Origin of the sequence: Brevibacillus brevis (assembly GCF_022026395.1) — a bacterium.
In the GTDB taxonomy this organism is placed as follows: Bacteria; Bacillota; Bacilli; order Brevibacillales; family Brevibacillaceae; genus Brevibacillus.
The window spans coordinates 1,978,665-1,996,775 of the sequence record NZ_CP041767.1 but is presented as its reverse complement, the minus strand read 5'-3'; the positions used below and the strand labels follow the sequence as shown (position 1 = coordinate 1,996,775).

The following is an 18,111-nucleotide window of genomic DNA, read 5'->3' as shown; positions in this document are numbered from 1 at the left end:
TTGCAAAGGAGCCTTCCATGAAACAATCCTTCTTTTACGGAACGGTCATCCTCATTATTGCTGGTGGCATCACCAAAGTGTTTGGCTTTGCTCACAGGATCGTGTTGTCGCGCATTATCGGAGCGGAAGGAATGGGGCTTTATCAGATGGTTGTGCCCCTTTTATACTTTCTGATTACTGTGACGACATTCGGACTTCCGGTTGCCATTGCAAAGCAAGTGGCAGAGACGGAAGCAGCTAATAATCCGCAGCAGACTCGCCGGTTTTTGTTACTAGCCTTGTCGGTCGCTGGCGGGATTAGCCTGTTCATTTGCGTCCTGCTCCTCTTGTTCTCTCAATGGATTTCCGAAATGCTATTCACAGACCCTCGTGCACACATCGTTCTGCTTGCAGCCATTCCGGTCATCCCGATTTCCGGCATTTCCCTTGTCCTGCGAGGATACTTCCAAGGCAAGCAAAACATGATCCCTACTGCCGTCTCCCAACTCGTGGAGCAAGTCGTCCGAATGGCACTGGTCGTTGTCATGACGATGTCGTTTCTTTCGGCAGGCATTGAGTACGCCACAGCAGGGGCTGTCGCCAGCATTATTTTTGGAGAAGCCGCCGGACTCTTGTACATTCTCTGGCAGTATCGCAAAGGCAGCAAAAAAGCAGCAACTCAGCTTTTGGATAAGCCTCTTCTGATGACGGTTTCAGCAAGCAAAAAGAGCTTGTCGCAACTCATCCATGTCGCTCTCCCTGTCACGCTTAGCCGCGTCATCGGCTCCATTGCTTACGTGCTAGAGCCGTTGCTTGTGCCATACGCACTGGTCATTGCAGGCTTTACCACCTCGACTGCTACTGGTTTGTACGGACAGTTTGCCGGGATGGCCGTTCCTTTGCTGCTTTTTCCTACTTTTTTAACGTATTCCTTGTCCGTTTCCCTCGTTCCTGCCGTTGCTGAAGCTGCCTATCAAAAAAATGCTCCACTCGTGCATCGCCGCATTTATCAAGCCATGCGGATTACACTCGTCATCGGAGCACCTTGTACCGTCTTGCTCACTATCTTTGCAGAACCTTTATGTGTCCTGCTCTACGGCAATGAATATCGGGAGGTTGGCGTGCTGTTAAAAGAGCTGGCACCGTTCTCCGTCTTCCTGTTTTTCCAAGCACCGCTTGCCGCCGCCTTGCAAGGTCTCGATTACGCTCAGGTCGTCTTTCGAAATACGCTGATCAGTGCCATTGTCAAAACTGTCGCTATGTTTTTTTTCACGGCTCATCCAGCATTCGGCATTCACGGCGCTGTCATTGCTCTTAATATCGGCATTACGCTTGGGACGTTATTGCATTTTGCTAGCCTGATCAAAAAAATCGGTTTTACGATCGACCTTCGGGAATTCGGCAAAATTGCGATCGCCATGCTTCTCATGGGTTATTCCGGTTCCTACATTGCCAGGCACTGGTTTATGGACATTTCGATTGGACAGCTATTGACTGCAAGCACCTTCATTAGCACCTTGCTGTACATTGTCCTGCTCGTCGCCATGCGCGTCTTGGGCAAGCAAGACGTACGTCGCATTCCGTGGATTGGCGAACAACTCGCCGTGTTCTTCCCTCGCCGCTAGCACTTATTGCTGCGGCTTGTCTTTTTTGTCCAAATACATGATGCCACGCTCGTCAATGCTGCAAAAAGACACCTCTCGAATGTCTTTGATTCCGTATTTCCGGATTTCTCGTTTGAGCCAAAGCTCGTTTTGTCCGATCTTGTTCAAGGCCTCCGTTCTCACCTTTCCATCGAGAATCAGCGGGATGGGCAGACCTTTGTACGAGACAAGACCGACCTGTGGCTTCTCCATCAACGCGAGATCTTCCCTCGAGACCTTTTCTTTTTGCTCCTTTAAAAACACACTCATCTGTCCAGTTGGCTCCAACAGCGCAAATTCAACATCCGCAATGTTTTTTACGTCTTTTTGCCGCAGATGTACCATCAAATCATCCATGTTCAAGCGATTGCGACGCATCGCATGTTCCCTGATTTGCCCATTTTCTATAATCAAATCGGCAGAGCCGTCCACTGTATCGCGGAATTTCTTGCTCTTTAATGACAGATAAGCGAAGGCGACTTCCAACAAGGCAATCAACAGCATCGGCAAATAAAACCGAAGAGCAGGCTTATCGACATCCTCAATCGCCAGTGCAGCCATTTCTGCAAGCATGATCGAGATGACCACATCAAAAACGGACAGCTTTCCCAATTCCCGCTTTCCCATTAACCGCACTAAAATCAGGAGGAAAAAATACGAGAAAAGGGTGCGAAGTAACACCATAGTAATATTATCCACTTACGCTGCCCCCCAAAGAACATTTGATAGTAGTGTTCAACAGGGGGCAGGGAAAGTATTAGCACCAATTACAGCCACTTTCGCTTGCGGAAAATGTGAAGCATGGCAAACGTCATGGCTAGCATAATCACGAGTGCCACGATCAGCATATAAGGTTCTGCTTCTTCTCCCAGCCATGCGAAAGTATTCATCCCGAACAGTCCGGTGATAAATGTCAACGGTAGGATGATCGTGGAGATGATGGTAAGAACTCGCATCGTCTCCGTTGTTTTGGCGCTAATGATGGTGTAGTACGTATCCAACGCACCGTTTACCAGATCACGGAAGGTTTCCGTTGAATCCGAAATCCGCTCCAAGTGGTCTGTTAGGTCGGTGTAGAACGGAACGTTTTCCTCGGAAATATCGAAGGAGTAACGGCCATTGACGTTCGCGAAAATTCTTTTTTGCGGCATAATCACACGCCTGATTAAAATAATTGTTCGCTTCAGCGCCAGGAACTCTTCGGTAATTTCCTCCATCTGATGTTCATAAATCTCGTCCTCCAGCTCGTCAATCCGCACACTAATCCGATCAATAATGGGAAAGTATTCATCGGTAATCCCGTCTACTATGGCATACAGCAAATAGTCGGGACCTCTGTTCAAGTAAGAAATGTTGCGGTGACACATGGCAGCGATCCGACCGATGGTATTCATCGGAGACTTGTGGATCGTAACGATGTAGTTAGGGCCGAGAAAAACGTTCAGTTCTACCGTTGTAATCTCGTCATCGCTTTCTTCATTGTAACGCAGGGCGTGAAAAACGAAGAAATAGTAGTCATCGTACTTGTCTACCTTGGCACGTGGACTGACGTGCAGGCAGTCCTCAATTGCCAGCGGGTGAAAGTCGAAAATCTTGGCAATATAGGGCAGTTCATTGTTTCCCACATCATACAGATCGATCCAGAGCAAATCCTCTGGTGATTTCAGCCATTGATCTTTCGTTGCCAGATCAACGTCGTGAAACATCTTCTGTTCAGAGTGGTTATAAAAGTACGTTTTGATCAATCTTCCTCACCCCCGTCTCGTTCCCCATCCATCATACGAAAATTCCTATCAATGTTCAACGCGAAGATGAATACGTGAGCCAAGCCTCTCATATAGATGTACAAACACTTCCAATAAGGGGGTACATACCGTGCGAAGTGCATCCACATCTGTACTGACCGGTCTCTTGTATACGACATGTCTAGTTTTAATTGGAGCGTTGCTCGCGACCCTGCTTCTTAGCTTTACCTCGATACGGGAAGGCACGCTGCCCTATTTTACGTACGTGATCAATGCCATCGCCCTCTTGATTGGGGGATTCGTTACAGGACGACGTTGTGGCGGCAAGGGCTGGTATTACGGCGGACTTACCGGACTCACATACTTCCTCTTCATCCTCTTGATCGGCTTCCTCGGCTTTGACGCACCAATGCAATGGGGGATCTTCCTGTTCTTGTTCGGCGCTTTTGGAGTGGCCGCGTTAGGTGGGATTCTCGGCGTGAATTCGGCCAATTCCAACAACAAGCACAAAGGCAGTAAACCTAAAATTATCAAGCCTCGCCGCTAAAACAAGACAGAAAAAAGCAGGTGGATCACCCACCTGCTTTTCGCATGTATTATTTGGATTCTTCTTTTGTCTCTTCGCTCTTCGCTGGTTCACTCTTCGCAGGTTCGTTGCTGGAAGAAACTACATTGTTGATCGCTCCACGATCAAAAGTAACGTTTACGTTGTGAGCAATACGCAACGTAACTGTATCATCAGACAGTTCTTGGATCGTTCCATGCACTCCACCGATTGTTACGATCTTGTCGCCTTTTTTCAGAGCAGCAAGCATAGCGTTGCGTTGTTTTGCCTTCTTTTGTTGCGGACGAATCAGCAAGAAGTAAAAAATCGCAAACATGATGATAATCGGTAAAAACTGAGTCAAGCCATCCATGAAAAAAATCCCCCTCGATTAAAAAGATCTATCTTCACCCAATCCATATTGAGCGAAAAACTGGTCGCGGAAATCTTGCAAGCGGTCTTCGGCAATCGCCTGACGCACCTGCTCCATTAACTTCACCAAGAAGTGCAGGTTGTGGTAGGTAGTTAATCGGATGCCAAAGGTTTCCTCCGACTTGACCAGGTGTCGGATGTAAGCACGTGTGTAATTTTTGCAGGTGTAGCAATCGCAATTTGGATCAAGCGGGGTAAAGTCGCGCGCGTATTTTGCATTGCGGATGACCAGTCTTCCCTGGCTTGTCATGCATGTCCCATTGCGGGCGATTCTTGTCGGCAACACACAATCAAACATGTCGATGCCTCGGATCGCTCCTTCGATAAGAGCATCTGGTGAACCAACCCCCATCAAATAGCGGGCTTTGCTTGTTGGAAGCAGTGGAACAGTATGCTCCAGCACTTCGTACATCAAAGGAAACGGTTCTCCCACGCTCAAACCGCCAATCGCGTATCCTGGGAAATCCATGGAAACGAGATCTCGTGCACTTTGTGCGCGCAAATCGTTGAACATTCCACCTTGAACGATACCAAACAGCGCTTGTTCGTTTGGACGAGTATGCGCCTTCAGACAACGCTCTGCCCAGCGGGTTGTTCGCTCCATTGATTTTTTTACGTAATCGTACTCCGCAGGATAAGGAGCACACTCATCGAATGCCATGAAAATATCGGCACCCAACGCGTTTTGAATCTGTGTAGCCTCTTCAGGACCAATAAACAGCTTCTCTCCGTTTAGGTGGGAACGGAAGGATACTCCTTCCTCCGTGATCTTGCGGAGGTTACTAAGGCTAAATACTTGAAAACCGCCGGAATCAGTCAGAATGGCACGGTCCCAATTCATAAAGCCGTGCAGTCCGCCTGCCTCGCGAACAATTTCATGCCCTGGACGAAGAAACAAATGGTACGTATTACTGAGGATGATGCCCGCACCAATCGCTTTTAACTCCTCGGGGCTCATCGTCTTTACTGTCGCTTGTGTACCGACAGGCATAAAGACAGGGGTGTCAATCGTCCCATGAGGTGTATGTAGCTTACCGAGACGTGCACCAGTTTGCTTGCATGTTTTGATTAACTCGTAGCGTACAGCCAAATCTTTGCACTCCTCAAGCTATGTATGTAAGTCTTACCTATTATAGAAAAACTTCTGGGTGAAGTAAACCCACCTGACTAATAAGTATACACTTATACAGGTGGGTTGTTCACATTTTTATAAAATTAGCATCGCATCGCCAAAACTGAAGAAACGATACTCCTCTTCCACAGCGGTTTTGTAAGCACGCATCACATTCTCTTTTCCAGCCAAAGCACTCACTAGCATAACGAGCGTAGACTTCGGCAAGTGGAAGTTTGTCAGTAGCCCGTCCAGGATGGAAAACGTGTAACCCGGATAAATGAAAATATCCGTCCAACCAGAGGTTGCCACCAGCTTTCCTCCATTCGCGCGCCCTACTGTCTCCAATGTTCGGCAGGAGGTCGTCCCGACAGCGATTACTCTTCTACCTTCTACTTTTGCCTGGTTCACCAGCTCTACTGTGTCCTCGGGAATCTGATAGTACTCCGCATGCATAACATGCTCTTCCACGGAATCCGCTGATACAGGGCGAAAAGTCCCAAGTCCAACATGCAGTGTTACATAAGCCAGCTGTACTCCTTTGGCAGCGATTTGCTCCAAGTACGGCTTCGTGAAATGAAGCCCGGCTGTCGGAGCTGCTGCTGAACCGCGCTCCTTCGCATAGACTGTCTGGTAACGTTCACTGTCCTCCAGTTGCGCGTGAATATACGGTGGCAAAGGCATCGAGCCTAATTGGTCGAGAATCTCGTAAAAAATACCCTCGTACACAAAGCGCACGATTCGTCCACCTGTCTCTGTCACGTCTTCACAAACACAACGCAAAAGACCGTTACCAAAAACCACTTCTGTCCCCTGCTTCATCCGCTTACCGGGCTTCACCAGCGTCTCCCAGCGATCGTCACCAAGTGATTTTAACAAAAGGATTTCTATTTTCGCACCAGTCTCAGCCTTTTCACCAATCAATCTGGCAGGCAAAACGCGGCTGTCATTCATGACGAGTACGTCCCCTGCTTGGAGATGATCGATTAAATTGGTAAATTTCTGATGAACGATATTGCCTGTTTGTTTCTCTAACACGAGCAATCTCGATGAAGTTCGGTCTTCTAGCGGGTGCTGGGCGATCAAATGCTCTGGTAAATCAAAATCAAATTGTTGCACGTCCACGAAATCGTTACTCCTTTTTGCGGTAGATCTTGTGGCAAACGACTTACTTTTCGATTGTCACATCCTGGTAGTAGTGTTGCAAGATATCCTTGTAGTCATACCCTTCCTCTGCCATCGCACGTGCTCCGTATTGCGAAACACCAAGTCCGTGTCCAAAGCCAGTACCACGGAAGATGAACTGCGAACCATTGATTTTTTCTACTTCAAACTTCGTGCTGCGCAGAGGGGAGCCACCTTGTTGAAAAACAGAACGCAAAGCATCCGGTGAAGAGACGACGATTGGCATCCCGTTTGCTTCCATCGCGATCACACGTCCAGATGGACCGCGCTCTGTCACTTTCAGGCTCGTTACGTTTCCCGAAATGCGTGGAGCTTTGTTCTTGTCATGCGCGGCGTTGATCATGGCTGCGATCTCTGTAGAGGTAAATGGACCGCGCGTCCACGAATACGCATTTTCTTCTTTTACTTCTGAAAGGATCGTAACCTCTGCGCCAGTAGGGAGTACAGACCACACACGTTGTGTCGTTGTACTTGGACCTGAGCGCAAATTGGTATTCTCGGTCGAAATGACCGCGATTCTTTGGCCCGCTGAATTGCTTTGGCCCGTTTCGGTTACCAGATCATTTCTTACATAGCCGAGCGTGCCATCTGCCAAAGCCACCTTATACCATACGCTTGCATTGTCCATTGGATAGGTGTCTTTACTCTCGACAGATCGCAAATAAGGAACGGGATTGCCCCATACTTCTGTGCCGTCCGCTGTCATACCGCCTGCATTGGAATAGAAGAGCGACTCAGCAGGTTTGCCTTGGTAGTAAATGATTTCGCCTTCAGTCTCGTCGACGGCCTCACGCACATCATCAGACTCTTTTGTATAACCATAATATGCCTGTTCGAAAACCGTATCAGACACATTGGCAACTCCATACTTATTGCCTTGCCACACAGCACGAGTTCTCGAAAGGACGGCCTGCGTTTTCAATGCTTCCAACGGCCAGCCTGGAGCCATTTCAGAGCCAACGACACCATACAGATACTCTTCCATTGGAAGCTCATTTACTAGTGTCAAGTGACCATTGTATTCCGACAGTTCCATCTCACCGCGATATGTACGCTGCTCTCGTTCCACAACGCCTATCACCGATTCATCGCCTGCTTTATTCGCTTCAACTGTCAGCTTAACTTGAGGGGAGAAAACGTACTTCCAAATCACTTCATCTGGTGATCCGTATACATCCTGCTTCAATATAACATAAGATTGGCTGTCTGGCTCCTGATAGGAGAAAGAGGGAAATGCAGCGTTTGCTCTTCGTTTCAATTCTTTCACGGCATCAGGGCTAACCTCGTCACCGATCCAAACCGCATATTTGACTTTATCCCCATCGGATACCATCACGGGGTAAGCAGGAATACCTGCTGCTTCAAATGACGCTTGCCATTCTTGTGCTTCCTTTAAGCTTTTGAATGTACCCGCTTCGAGTCGATGCGGACCTTTTACCAGCGGATTCTGCCCGATTGCTTGGGCAACTGTTTTTGCCTGATTTGCAGCAGCCTGATACGTGTCATACGTTCCGCTTACAACCTGATAGACGGTCTGACCGTTACGATTAGCCACCTGGATTGAGCCTTCGTATTTTCGTTGACTCATTTGCTGTGCAATCTGTTGTGCGCGATTCCAGTCACCTGTTTCGGCAACGATCAGATGATATTCATCAACCCGGTAACGAGCTGCATCTCCCTTTAATTCGGGTAAATCTGTCTTGCCTTCGGGTCCATTGAGCACGACATCCATTCCATTTTCGGCAGTCAGCGTAATGGAAGGAACTACTCCCCGATAGCCTTGCCCTGTATCCACAAAAAGCGCAACTCTGATATTGTCGCCGGCTGCCTGCGCTGGTACATGTCCTCCTACGAGAACTACTGACAGCAGGCCCACCGAAAGGACTTTCCCCATCCATTTCTTTCTCATGTCGTCCATTGTCCTTTCTTCACCTGATTTACAACAAAAATTGGCATGTCTTCCCACTGTTTTTCGACAATCGCAGGCTGATCTCCTGCCTTTTTCGTAAAATGGGACCAAACGCCCGCACGCAAAAAAACCACCGGAACAATGAGCTCCGATGGTCTTCACATTTCCCCTATTTGAACAGCCGGAATAAATACATACCAAGAGACAGGACGATGCTAATCACAATACAAGTCACGATCGGAAAGTAGAACTTGACGTTTTCCTTTTCTACCACGATATCTCCGGGCAAGCGCCCCAGCGGCAAAAATCTGCCACCTACCTGCCACAAAAGACCGATTACGATTAAAGCAGCACCACCAATAATGAGTAGCTTGGCTACAGGATTCACGATTTCATCTCCCGACCAAAGTGTTGGTACGCACTTGGGGTAAGAACCCGCCCCCGCGGCGTCCGCTGCATAAAGCCAATCTGCATGAGGTATGGCTCGCAAACATCTTCCACCGTTTGTGACTCTTCTCCGATTGTTGCTGCAATCGTATCCAGTCCAACCGGTCCACCGTCAAAGCGATCAATAATCGCTAGCAACAGCTTGTGGTCGATATGATCGAGACCGCAGGCATCCACTTGCAATCTTTCCAGCGCTTCCTTGGCAATCTCTGTCGTAATGACGCCTTCGCCTTTTACCTGGGCAAAATCGCGGACCCGCTTCAGCAAACGGTTTGCCACCCGGGGTGTTCCACGTGAACGTCTGGCAATCTCCTCTGCCCCGCCCTCTCGAATGACGACCTGCAGGATGTCGGCTGCCCGTGAAACGATAAAGGTCAGTTCCGGGACTGTATAAAACTCCAGGCGATTAACGACCCCAAAGCGATCTCTAAGCGGCGCGGACAGCATGCCAGCCCGCGTCGTAGCCCCGACCAGTGTAAATGGCGGCAAATCCAAACGGACACTGCGAGCACTTGGCCCTTTACCGATAATGATGTCCAGCGCAAAATCCTCCATAGCCGGATACAAAACTTCCTCGACACTTCGGTTGAGCCTGTGAATCTCGTCAATAAACAGGACGTCGCCTTCTTGCAAATTCGTCAAAATCGCGGCTAAATCACCGGGGCGCTCAATTGCCGGACCAGACGTCGTTCGGATATTCACACCCAGCTCATTTGCAATAATTTGCGACAAAGTCGTCTTCCCTAGTCCAGGCGGACCGTACAGCAGTACGTGATCCAATGACTCTTTCCGCATCTTGGCCGCTTCAATAAAGATTTTCAAGTTTTCCTTCACATGCTGCTGACCGATGTATTCGTTTAAATAACGAGGACGGAGGCTCAGCTCCGCCGCATCTTCTTCCCAATTCATATGCGTCGTGATGATCCGAGAATCCAAAATCCTACCCCCTCATGAGCAACGCAAGCCCTTGTTTGATGAGCTTTTCTACACCATCGCCCTCTTTTGATTTCTCAGACAGCGTGTTTCTGATTTTTTGCAGTTCACCATCAGAGTAACCCAGTGCAGTCAACGCATCGAGTGCTTCGTTCAGTGCAGACACAGCTTGTTCGCCTGCTGTCAAATCACCCGCTGCAACAGTCAAAATCGCAGATGGTGTGTACCCTACCAATTTATCCTTCAAATCGAGGATAATGCGCTGGGCCGTCTTTTTCCCAATCCCCGGAAATTTCGTCAAATAGGTAACATTCTCCTGTTGAACCGCCATCACCAGCTGCTCAGGCGTCGCCGCAGCCAGAATAGCTAATCCACCCTTTGGACCGATTCCGCTAACATCAAGCAGTTTGCGGAACAAATCGCGTTCGTCACGGGTAGCGAAGCCATACAACAAGATTGCATCCTCCCGAACGTGATGGTGGGTAAACAATTTGGTTTTGCTGCCTTCATACCGAACGAATTGGTACGGGTTTGGGCAAAACAGTCGATAACCAATTCCGCCGGTTTCGAGAACTATGTATTCCGAATCGAGATAACTAAGTGTACCTTCTACAAAATCAATCATTTCTTGACCCCTTCCGAAATGGAAATGAACGCGCGAAACTGTGCGTGCGTAATCGCAATGCCCAATGCGTCCGCCACGTCGTCAGGCTTTGGCACTTCTTTTAACCGCAATAGGAGCTTCGTCATTTCCTGTATTTGTTTCTTCTCTGCTCCCCCGTATCCAGTCACAGCTTGCTTGACCTGCATCGGGGTGTATTCATAGACCGGCACACCAGCCAGCTCTGCCGCAAGCAAAATAACTCCTCGGGCTTGACCAACTGTAAATGCCGTCGTCACGTTTTTATTAAAGAAAAGCTTTTCGACAGACATTTCATCGGGACGATATGTTTCCAGAAGGCTCTGCATTGCCTCAAAAATCTGTTTTAATCTAAGCGGCACTGGCAATCCTGCTTCTGTCTGAATGCTTCCATATTGGACGGGACGCAATTGGCTGCCCTCTTTATCCACGACCCCGAAGCCAACAATCGCAATGCCAGGGTCAATTCCTAAAATGCGCATAGTCCACTCTCCGTGAGCAAAGATTCTACTCTCTACTGTAACACAAAGCACCCAAAAAGCGAACGTGTATTTCCATTTTGTATCCAAGTTCAAAATATATAAAAACCCGCTCCCTATAAAAGGAACGGGTTATACGGCGTCTGTTAGTGTCTGTTCATTCCGAGTGAATCCGACACATCATGCTGCATGTGGGCATATTCGTCTACACCACTCTGCATGTGCTCTTTGATCTTGTTGATCTGTTGGTAATTGAGCTTGTTGTGTCCTTGGTTCAACTGAACGTACAAACGCTGATGGAACTGGTCTTTGTAGCTACCTCTAGGCATGGTAGACATGGTCTAAAGACTCCTCCTTCGATCACCGTATGAAATCAGTATGGCGTAAGCGCAAGGGCGTTATGATACCAAGATTTACGCCACATGAGCCAAACCTATTGTTGAAACGATAAGTTGTGGAGGTGTTGGTTCTTGCGCAGCAAAGTCCTTATTTTTTGTATATGCTTTTTCGCAATCGCGCTATCCATGCCGCACTCTACGCTTGCCAAAGTCAAGAATGACATCACGGTCACCGTTTCAGTGTCACCCGATTCCTCCTTCCAAACGACCATGTCCTTCCGTGATCAAAAGCAATTTGCGAAGCGGATATTGAGTTCTGCTACCGAAGTCGCCTCCTATAACCCGCACTGGGTACGTGCTACATTGACCGTAAAAAAACGAACGTATGTATATGATCACGACGGCCAGCTTTATGAAAAAAAAATGCCTCGTCGCTATGTGTTGGCACACGATGTTCGCCAGCGGATCGAAGAAATGGTCAAGTCAGTAGAGGCAGTCCATTTTGCACAAGCCATTCCTTGGGAGCAGGTGAAAAAAACGTTAAAGCGGATGGAGTTCGGTACCGTAATTGATTTAGAAACAGGACTACGTTTTGATGTCCAGCGCAGAGCAGGTAGTCGCCATGCCGATGTTCAACCCTTGACGCGCAAGGATACACAAATTATGAAAAACATTTATCAGGGAAAATGGTCATGGAAGCGCAGAGCCATTCTGGTAGAGGTAGACGGTACTTATTTTGCAGCATCCATGCACGGAATGCCTCATGGCGCTGGTGCGATTAAAGGAAATGAATTTCCGGGGCATTTTTGCATCCACTTTTTTGGCAGTTCTACCCATCGACGCTCAGAACCCGATCCTAGTCACAGCATGATGATTCTCAAAGCCTCGGGAGCACTTGCCACTACACTAAAAGGGGCGTCTCCTGAAGAATTGGTCGGCTACTTCCTCACCGCTTTGCATGAACATGACACTCATGCGATGCGAATGACAACAGATGGCTTCACACTTCCAGAAGGACTGTCCGCGATCGAGTCTGTGCGAACCTCTGAAATTGTCATCCCCTCAGACGAACGTGGTCCTCTCTTGCTAGAGGTTCCTGTTCGACTCGCGTACATCGCCCGTGAAGGCGGGAATTTTCGACGAACATGGAAGTTTCTTTTGCGCCGCGAAGTCCCGGGGGAACGCTGGCAAATCATAGGGGTTGAACTGAATCCATAGCAATGAAAATAAAAATCCCTTTCCAGTACAATCCGTGTTTGTTACACGAAAGGCTCGAAAGGGATTTCTTTTGGTCCACCTGTTTTCATTGGCCACTCCATTGGTATTCGCCATAGGTGGACAATACACTGTTATACTCTGCCAAATTCCGAATGCGAATCCCTCGTTTCAGATTCTCCCATTCCTCTTTTGGCAGACTCGCTTCCATTTTCGCAGTATCGATTCGATAAAAAGTTTGCACGACATCTTGTTCAGCAGGCAGACCATGAAACAGGGTAAGCATGCCGTCCGCAGCTATTCCGATATGTCCATTCTCTTTGCACGCTGGCGCAATATCCTGCTCTCGCTTCATTAAGGTCAACTTGACAGGTTCTGCTTGTACAATTTCCCATCCACTATAGTTGCCCATGACGTCTGCCAGTTGATTGGTACGAACGGATACATGCTCTTCATCTCGCACTCCACACAAATAATGGCGAGCTAAAACCAACTCGTACGACGGACTCGCAACTACATCTGCATTGCCTGTATGGTTTAGTAAACGCGCAAGACTTGAATCGTTTCCGTCATTACCCACGAACAGGATACCGACTACGACGCCTGTAGCTAAAGCTACACCCCACGTCGCGTATACCATCCACTTTTTGTTCTCAGTCACTTAGAACCCCTTCTTCATAGGCTTTTCTTCCTATCATTGCCACAAAGAAACAGGGACATACGCGACTAAAGAGGGATTGACGTTATATTTTTTTATTTTTGTCAATACAAAAAATTAACATACTATTTCATCTCGCCATCTATCCAGCCTTTGAATCTAATGATAAACTATTTTTGCTTGGCATTATTGTAAACTTATGGAGGTCATTTCAAACATGAAAAAAACGAACAAAAAAATGCTGACCGCTTTTCTCCTCAGCACTTCTTTGATTGTTGGCGCACTCTCTTTTCCTCTTACTCCTGTAAGCGCGCAAACAGGTTCTGTCCTCAAGCTTCGCCTGCTGGAAACGACAGATATCCACACCAACATCGTTAACTATGACTACTACCAAGACAAAAACACAGACGAGTTTGGCCTCGCAAAAACAGCGACATTGGTCAAAAAAGCAAGAGAAGAAGCGAAAAACAGCATCCTGATCGACAACGGTGACTTGTTGCAAGGAAACCCATTGGGCGACTACGTGGCAAAAATCGACCCGTTGAAAGCTGGAGATACTCACCCTGCTTACAAAGCAATGAACCTGATGGACTATGATGTTGCCAATATCGGTAACCACGAGTTCAACTTTGGTTTGGAGTTCTTGGACACCAGCTTGAAAGGTGCGAAATTCCCTTACATAAACTCCAACGTCTATGTAGACGACAAGGACAAAAACCCTGACAATGACAAAAACATGTTCACTCCTTACGAAATCCTGGAGCGTACTTTTAAAGATGAGAACGGCAAAGATGTAAAACTCAAAGTAGGTGTAATCGGTTTTGTTCCACCACAAATTATGCAATGGGACAAGGCTAACCTAGAAGGAAAAGTAATCGCGAAGGACATCGTGGAAACTGCCAACAAATTCGTACCTGAAATGAAGAAAAAAGGTGCGGATATCATCATCGCAGTTCCTCACTCCGGAATTGGCCCTATCGAGGGTGGTCCTCAATTGGAGAACGCTAGCTACCAGCTGAGCAAAGTAGATGGCATCGATGCGATTCTGTTCGGACACTCCCACTCCGTATTCCCAGGCCCTGGATTCGATAAAATTCCAGGCATTGATGCAGAAAAAGGAACGCTCAACGGTAAACCAGCCGTTATGCCTGGCTTCTGGGGTAACCACCTCGGCGTGATCGACCTGACGCTGAAACAAGAAAACGGAAAATGGAAAGTGGCTGATTCTGCTACAAAAGTAGTTCCGATCTATGACAAAGCAAACAAAGCATCCTTGGCTGACGCAGACAAAGCTATCGTAGAAGCAGTAAAAGAAGATCACGATAAAACGGTTGAATGGGTTCGCTCCGCTGTAGGGAAAACATCTTCCCCGATCTTCAGCTACTTTGCACTCGTACAAGATGACCCATCTATCCAAATCGTAACCAATGCACAAAAATGGTTTGTTGAGAAAAACGTGAAGGGTACAGAATACGAAGGCATTCCAGTTCTGTCTGCTGGTGCACCATTTAAAGCAGGCGGCCGCAACGGAGTAAGCTACTACTCCAATATCCCAGCTGGTACAATCGCCATCAAAAACGTATCTGACCTGTACATCTACCCGAACACACTGAAAGCGGTTCTGGTTGATGGAGCTACGGTGAAAGAATGGTTGGAGCGCTCCGCTGGACAGTTCAACCAAATCGATGCGAAGAAAACAGATGAGCAACCACTCATCAACGAGTCTTTCCCAACGTACAACTTTGATGTCATCGACGGTGTTACTTATCAAATCGATGTTACACAGCCATCCAAATACGCTGTAGATGGAAAAGTAGCAAACAAAGATGCAAACCGCATCAAAAACCTGTCTTATAACGGCAAACCAGTAAAACCTGAAGACAAATTCATCGTCGTAACCAACAACTACCGTGCAAGCGGCGGCGGTGCGTTCCCGGGTCTGGATGGCAAAAACATCGTAATCGATTCTCCAGATGAAAACCGTCAAATCGTAATCGACTACATCCTGAACCAAAAAAATATCGACCCAGCAGCAGACAACAACTGGTCTTTTGCTCCAGTAGATGCGAAGCTGAATGTTACCTTCACTTCTTCTCCTGACGCGAAACCATTCGCTGAAAAATTGTCCAATATCAAGTTCATCAACGTATTGGAATCCGGATTTGCGAAATTCTCGATTGATTTGTCCAAGCCTGCTTCCAAGTAAGCTTGCCAACAACACAAACATCCCTCTTACGAGAGGGATGTTTTATTTTATCCGACTATCCAACAAAATGGTAATGCCCCCACGGAGAGCGCGAGAAAATTCGTTCTCCGTCGTTTAAAAAGCGTTGGCGATTCGCCATCACTTTGCCTTCCATCTGGATCAGTTGCATGACACCCCGCATGTGGTAACCTGGGCGCTGACTATACAAGCCCGTTACCTCCCGCAAGAAATTATCCGGATAACGAAGCAATTGATGAACAGCCCAAATCTGCGTATCAGATAAATAGTTGACATTACTATAGGCTTCCATCGCTTCCACAAAGGAATCCATGCGGTACTCTTGCATCAATAGCATCCGCGACATCAATTGTACAAGGTCAACAAGCTGAAGATCATGACCTACTGTATCAAGGTCAATCAAATAGCAATTGCCTCGCTCCGTAAGCAAAAAGTTATGACTCGCCACGTCTCTGTGCGCGAGCGTCCCCCTCTCCATGGCTAAAAACATTTCTGGCGTCAGAGGCAGTTTGTAGGCAGATTCCAGGAGCTCCTTGCCATCCCGAAGGACATGATCTGCCTGTTGGGAAATGAGTTGCTCCAGTTTGCTCTGGGGTCCCTTCTGTTCAATCGACCACATCAAACGCTCAAAGTATTCCAAGCGGCTCTCCCATTTATCTAAAAGAGGCGGTTTTCCTTCATACGCATAGGAATGAGCAATAGGAAAACCCTGAGCTGCGACATGAAAACGTGCCAATGTCTCTGCTGTTTTTTTAACATCGAAAAGAGAAGCGTTATCTGCTTCATGCCCATCAATCATTTTCATAATGGTGTAATGGCGGTCTTCAAATGCAAAAATTTTGGTCCCTTCCTGATTCGCCACATATTGCACCGTATGATGAAAGCCCTTCTGATGTAGTGCATCTGCTAACTCTGTCACCCACACAGCTTTTTCGACCTGCTTATATCCTTTGAGTATCCAATGCCCCCGGTCTGTTTTTAACAGGTTGACGTTTCGCTTCGGCTTCACCCCGTAGATTTGACAGCGAAAAGCCTTTTCAATGGTAGATAAGATTCCTTTGTTCATCCCATACCCTCTCAGTAAGAAGAGGATTCTTCATGCCCATCTCCCCAGTTCGGCCAAACCCCTTGTTCAGGCATGGAAGCCATACACGGGGAAGGCGGGAACATCATGTTATTGTGAATCCCCTGTGGAGAACGATTGTACTTGCCTTTTCGGCCTCTGTACTCCCGGACTTCAGAAGAACACTCACATGATGATGACTCAACTGGTTCCGGGCACACAGGCTTCTTCGCTCGTGGCCGCTTTAATGGCATGGGTGGAAATGGTGGTGGGCATGGATAAGGAAACGGCATCGGTCTGATGTGTGGTGGGAAGATTGGAAATGGATTGATTGGTCGAATTTGTTCTGGACTTACAATCGGTCGATTTGGTACAAACGGGCTAATCCACGGTGGGCAAGGCGGAAATGGTGGGAATGGTGGGAATGGTGGCATGAACGACGGTGGGAATGGCGGGAATGGGCGCACCTGTGGCATTGGCCTGCGCTCTTGCTCCGGACTTACCCTCGTCGATGGCTTCAGCTTCTGTTGCGGGCTTACTTTTGAAGGTGGCTTGTGCTGCTGTTGTGGGCTCACCTTTGAAGACGGCTTCTGCGGCCGTAACGGACTCACCCTTGGGGGTGGATAGTTTGGCTGCATTGGTTGCAACGGACTTACCCGTGGTGGATAGTTTGGTTGCATTGGTTGCAATGGACTTACGCGTGGTGGATAGTTTGGTTGCATTGGTTGCAACGGACTTACCCGTGGCGGTGGGTAGTTTGGCTGCATCGGTTGCAATGGACTTACCCGTGGCGGTGGGTAGTTTGGCTGCATCGGTTGCAATGGACTTACCCGTGGCGGTGGGTAGTTTGGCTGCATCGGTTGCAATGGACTTACCCGTGGTTGCGGATAATTCGGCTGTGGGCAAGGTGGGCATATATTTGCTGGCGGTCGTGTAGGCTGTAAGGGCAAGACCTGGGTCGGTGGTCTATATGGAATGTAGGGCACATTTTGATTCGGTGGAATCGCCGGTGGATAAATATACGGGCTCACTCTGGTTGGAGGTGGAGTCGGTATAAGTGGGCGTATAGGCACAGGCGGAACCGGAGGCTGCACATCTGGATTCCCTGAAATGTTCGGTGGTTTATACGGTGTTGGTTTCTCAATCGGTTTCTCAATCGGTTTTTCACTTGGCTTCTCGATTGGTTTTTCGATCGGCTCCGTTGGTTTTGGAATCGGCTGTGTTGGTGGTGGAGGTGGTAATGTTGGTGGTAATGTTGGTGGTACCGTTGGCCTGACTACCTCTGGGGACACAGAAGGAACTGGTGGTCTTGGCATTTCTTTGGGAGGTCTCGTAGGAATGGGAGCCGGCGGTAGAGTAGGTCTGGTCTCCTCCCTGGATTCGATTTCCACTTCTCCTGATTCTTCCGGCTCAATTGGCCGCCTTTCAATTTCTTGCGGTACCTCCATCTCTTCCTCTTCCGTAATCGGTCTTTCTTTCACATAAGGGGCCGCCTCACTCATTGGATGCGGGGGTGTCGTTCTTTGCGATGGTCGGACAGGAACTTGTTTCGCCGGAATCTTGATT

The 18,111-nt window shown here is 48.1% G+C and carries 19 protein-coding genes; 5 read left to right on the top strand and 14 right to left on the bottom strand.

Features of this window, described 5'->3' with window-relative positions; all coding sequences use genetic code 11:
• Window positions 1-17: 17 nt before the first annotated feature.
• A complete protein-coding gene (gene spoVB, locus FO446_RS09825) occupies window positions 18-1,604 on the top strand; it encodes a stage V sporulation protein B (RefSeq protein WP_173608452.1) in 1,587 nt (528 codons plus the stop codon).
• Between the two features lie 3 nt (window positions 1,605-1,607).
• On the opposite strand, the gene FO446_RS09820 is transcribed toward spoVB, so the two are convergent.
• Both FO446_RS09820 and corA read right to left on the bottom strand, forming a co-directional pair.
• Window positions 1,608-2,321: a DUF421 domain-containing protein gene (locus FO446_RS09820; RefSeq protein WP_173608453.1), complete on the bottom strand. Its 714-nt coding sequence runs from the start codon at window positions 2,319-2,321 to the stop codon at window positions 1,608-1,610.
• A 68-nt stretch (window positions 2,322-2,389) separates the two neighbouring features.
• Window positions 2,390-3,367 carry a magnesium/cobalt transporter CorA gene (gene corA, locus FO446_RS09815; RefSeq protein ID WP_007717563.1) on the bottom strand — a complete coding sequence of 326 codons (978 nt, stop codon included), beginning with the start codon at window positions 3,365-3,367 and terminating at the stop codon, window positions 2,390-2,392.
• A 130-nt stretch (window positions 3,368-3,497) separates the two neighbouring features.
• Here corA and FO446_RS09810 point away from each other — a divergent pair, with 130 nt between their 5' ends.
• On the top strand, window positions 3,498-3,914 hold the full coding sequence (locus FO446_RS09810) for a TIGR04086 family membrane protein (RefSeq protein WP_173608454.1): 417 nt from the start codon (window positions 3,498-3,500) through the stop codon (window positions 3,912-3,914).
• A gap of 49 nt (window positions 3,915-3,963) precedes the next feature.
• Here FO446_RS09810 and yajC read toward each other — a convergent pair whose 3' ends face one another.
• The 9 genes from yajC to FO446_RS09765 form a co-directional block, all read right to left on the bottom strand.
• A complete protein-coding gene (gene yajC / locus FO446_RS09805) occupies window positions 3,964-4,284 on the bottom strand; it encodes a preprotein translocase subunit YajC (protein ID WP_173608455.1) in 321 nt (106 codons plus the stop codon).
• A gap of 18 nt (window positions 4,285-4,302) precedes the next feature.
• Window positions 4,303-5,433: a tRNA guanosine(34) transglycosylase Tgt gene (tgt, locus tag FO446_RS09800; RefSeq protein WP_012685587.1), complete on the bottom strand. Its 1,131-nt coding sequence runs from the start codon at window positions 5,431-5,433 to the stop codon at window positions 4,303-4,305.
• Between the two features lie 117 nt (window positions 5,434-5,550).
• Window positions 5,551-6,579 (bottom strand): tRNA preQ1(34) S-adenosylmethionine ribosyltransferase-isomerase QueA, encoded by a 1,029-nt coding sequence (gene queA, locus FO446_RS09795; protein WP_237900522.1) that lies wholly within the window; start codon window positions 6,577-6,579, stop codon window positions 5,551-5,553.
• 43 nt (window positions 6,580-6,622) lie between these two features.
• Window positions 6,623-8,557, bottom strand: a complete 1,935-nt coding sequence (locus FO446_RS09790; protein ID WP_237900520.1) for a SpoIID/LytB domain-containing protein — start codon at window positions 8,555-8,557, stop codon at window positions 6,623-6,625.
• 160 nt (window positions 8,558-8,717) lie between these two features.
• A complete protein-coding gene (locus FO446_RS09785) occupies window positions 8,718-8,936 on the bottom strand; it encodes a DUF2905 domain-containing protein (RefSeq protein ID WP_012685583.1) in 219 nt (72 codons plus the stop codon).
• On the bottom strand, window positions 8,933-9,931 hold the full coding sequence (gene ruvB / locus FO446_RS09780; RefSeq protein ID WP_012685582.1) for a Holliday junction branch migration DNA helicase RuvB: 999 nt from the start codon (window positions 9,929-9,931) through the stop codon (window positions 8,933-8,935). The genes FO446_RS09785 and ruvB overlap by 4 nt, the downstream gene beginning before the upstream one ends.
• A 4-nt stretch (window positions 9,932-9,935) precedes the next feature.
• The gene (gene ruvA / locus FO446_RS09775; RefSeq protein WP_047072771.1) at window positions 9,936-10,553 is read right to left on the bottom strand and encodes a Holliday junction branch migration protein RuvA; all 618 of its coding nucleotides are present in this window, start codon (window positions 10,551-10,553) and stop codon (window positions 9,936-9,938) included.
• Entirely contained in the window at window positions 10,550-11,050 is a 501-nt protein-coding gene (ruvC, locus tag FO446_RS09770) for a crossover junction endodeoxyribonuclease RuvC (RefSeq protein WP_106656748.1), read from the bottom strand. The genes ruvA and ruvC overlap by 4 nt, the downstream gene beginning before the upstream one ends.
• Before the next feature lie 143 nt (window positions 11,051-11,193).
• The gene (locus FO446_RS09765) at window positions 11,194-11,385 is read right to left on the bottom strand and encodes a hypothetical protein (RefSeq protein WP_173608458.1); all 192 of its coding nucleotides are present in this window, start codon (window positions 11,383-11,385) and stop codon (window positions 11,194-11,196) included.
• A gap of 132 nt (window positions 11,386-11,517) precedes the next feature.
• Here FO446_RS09765 and FO446_RS09760 point away from each other — a divergent pair, with 132 nt between their 5' ends.
• Window positions 11,518-12,603, top strand: a complete 1,086-nt coding sequence (locus FO446_RS09760; protein ID WP_221868860.1) for a hypothetical protein — start codon at window positions 11,518-11,520, stop codon at window positions 12,601-12,603.
• A gap of 85 nt (window positions 12,604-12,688) precedes the next feature.
• Here the strand turns inward: FO446_RS09760 and FO446_RS09755 are convergent, their stop codons facing one another.
• On the bottom strand, window positions 12,689-13,261 hold the full coding sequence (locus tag FO446_RS09755) for a BofC C-terminal domain-containing protein (RefSeq protein WP_173608460.1): 573 nt from the start codon (window positions 13,259-13,261) through the stop codon (window positions 12,689-12,691).
• A gap of 214 nt (window positions 13,262-13,475) precedes the next feature.
• On the opposite strand from FO446_RS09755, the gene FO446_RS09750 reads away from it, so the two are divergent.
• The gene (locus tag FO446_RS09750) at window positions 13,476-15,464 is read left to right on the top strand and encodes a bifunctional 2',3'-cyclic-nucleotide 2'-phosphodiesterase/3'-nucleotidase (protein ID WP_221868859.1); all 1,989 of its coding nucleotides are present in this window, start codon (window positions 13,476-13,478) and stop codon (window positions 15,462-15,464) included.
• Between the two features lie 55 nt (window positions 15,465-15,519).
• On the opposite strand, the gene FO446_RS09745 is transcribed toward FO446_RS09750, so the two are convergent.
• Entirely contained in the window at window positions 15,520-16,548 is a 1,029-nt protein-coding gene (locus FO446_RS09745) for a phosphotransferase (RefSeq protein WP_173608462.1), read from the bottom strand.
• Window positions 16,549-16,926: 378 nt separating this feature from the next.
• The gene (locus FO446_RS09740) at window positions 16,927-17,451 is read right to left on the bottom strand and encodes a hypothetical protein (protein ID WP_237901101.1); all 525 of its coding nucleotides are present in this window, start codon (window positions 17,449-17,451) and stop codon (window positions 16,927-16,929) included.
• Between the two features lie 204 nt (window positions 17,452-17,655).
• Between FO446_RS09740 and FO446_RS28920 the strand changes: the two genes are divergently transcribed.
• A complete protein-coding gene (locus FO446_RS28920) occupies window positions 17,656-18,030 on the top strand; it encodes a hypothetical protein (RefSeq protein ID WP_269137333.1) in 375 nt (124 codons plus the stop codon).
• The last annotated feature ends 81 nt before the right edge of the window (window positions 18,031-18,111 follow it).

Excerpts from the sequence above, each read along its gene's own strand:
- spoVB (WP_173608452.1), top strand. The coding sequence starts at position 18 with ATGAAACAATCCTTCTTTTACGGAACGGTCATCCTCATTATTGCTGGT.
- yajC (WP_173608455.1), bottom strand. The coding sequence starts at position 4,284 with ATGGATGGCTTGACTCAGTTTTTACCGATTATCATCATGTTTGCGATT.
- FO446_RS09790 (WP_237900520.1), bottom strand. The coding sequence starts at position 8,557 with ATGGACGACATGAGAAAGAAATGGATGGGGAAAGTCCTTTCGGTGGGC.
- ruvA (WP_047072771.1), bottom strand. The coding sequence starts at position 10,553 with ATGATTGATTTTGTAGAAGGTACACTTAGTTATCTCGATTCGGAATAC.
- ruvC (WP_106656748.1), bottom strand. The coding sequence starts at position 11,050 with ATGCGCATTTTAGGAATTGACCCTGGCATTGCGATTGTTGGCTTCGGG.
- FO446_RS09765 (WP_173608458.1), bottom strand. The coding sequence starts at position 11,385 with ATGTCTACCATGCCTAGAGGTAGCTACAAAGACCAGTTCCATCAGCGT.
- FO446_RS09750 (WP_221868859.1), top strand. The coding sequence starts at position 13,476 with ATGAAAAAAACGAACAAAAAAATGCTGACCGCTTTTCTCCTCAGCACT.
- FO446_RS09745 (WP_173608462.1), bottom strand. The coding sequence starts at position 16,548 with ATGAACAAAGGAATCTTATCTACCATTGAAAAGGCTTTTCGCTGTCAA.
- FO446_RS28920 (WP_269137333.1), top strand. The coding sequence starts at position 17,656 with ATGTTCGGTGGTTTATACGGTGTTGGTTTCTCAATCGGTTTCTCAATC.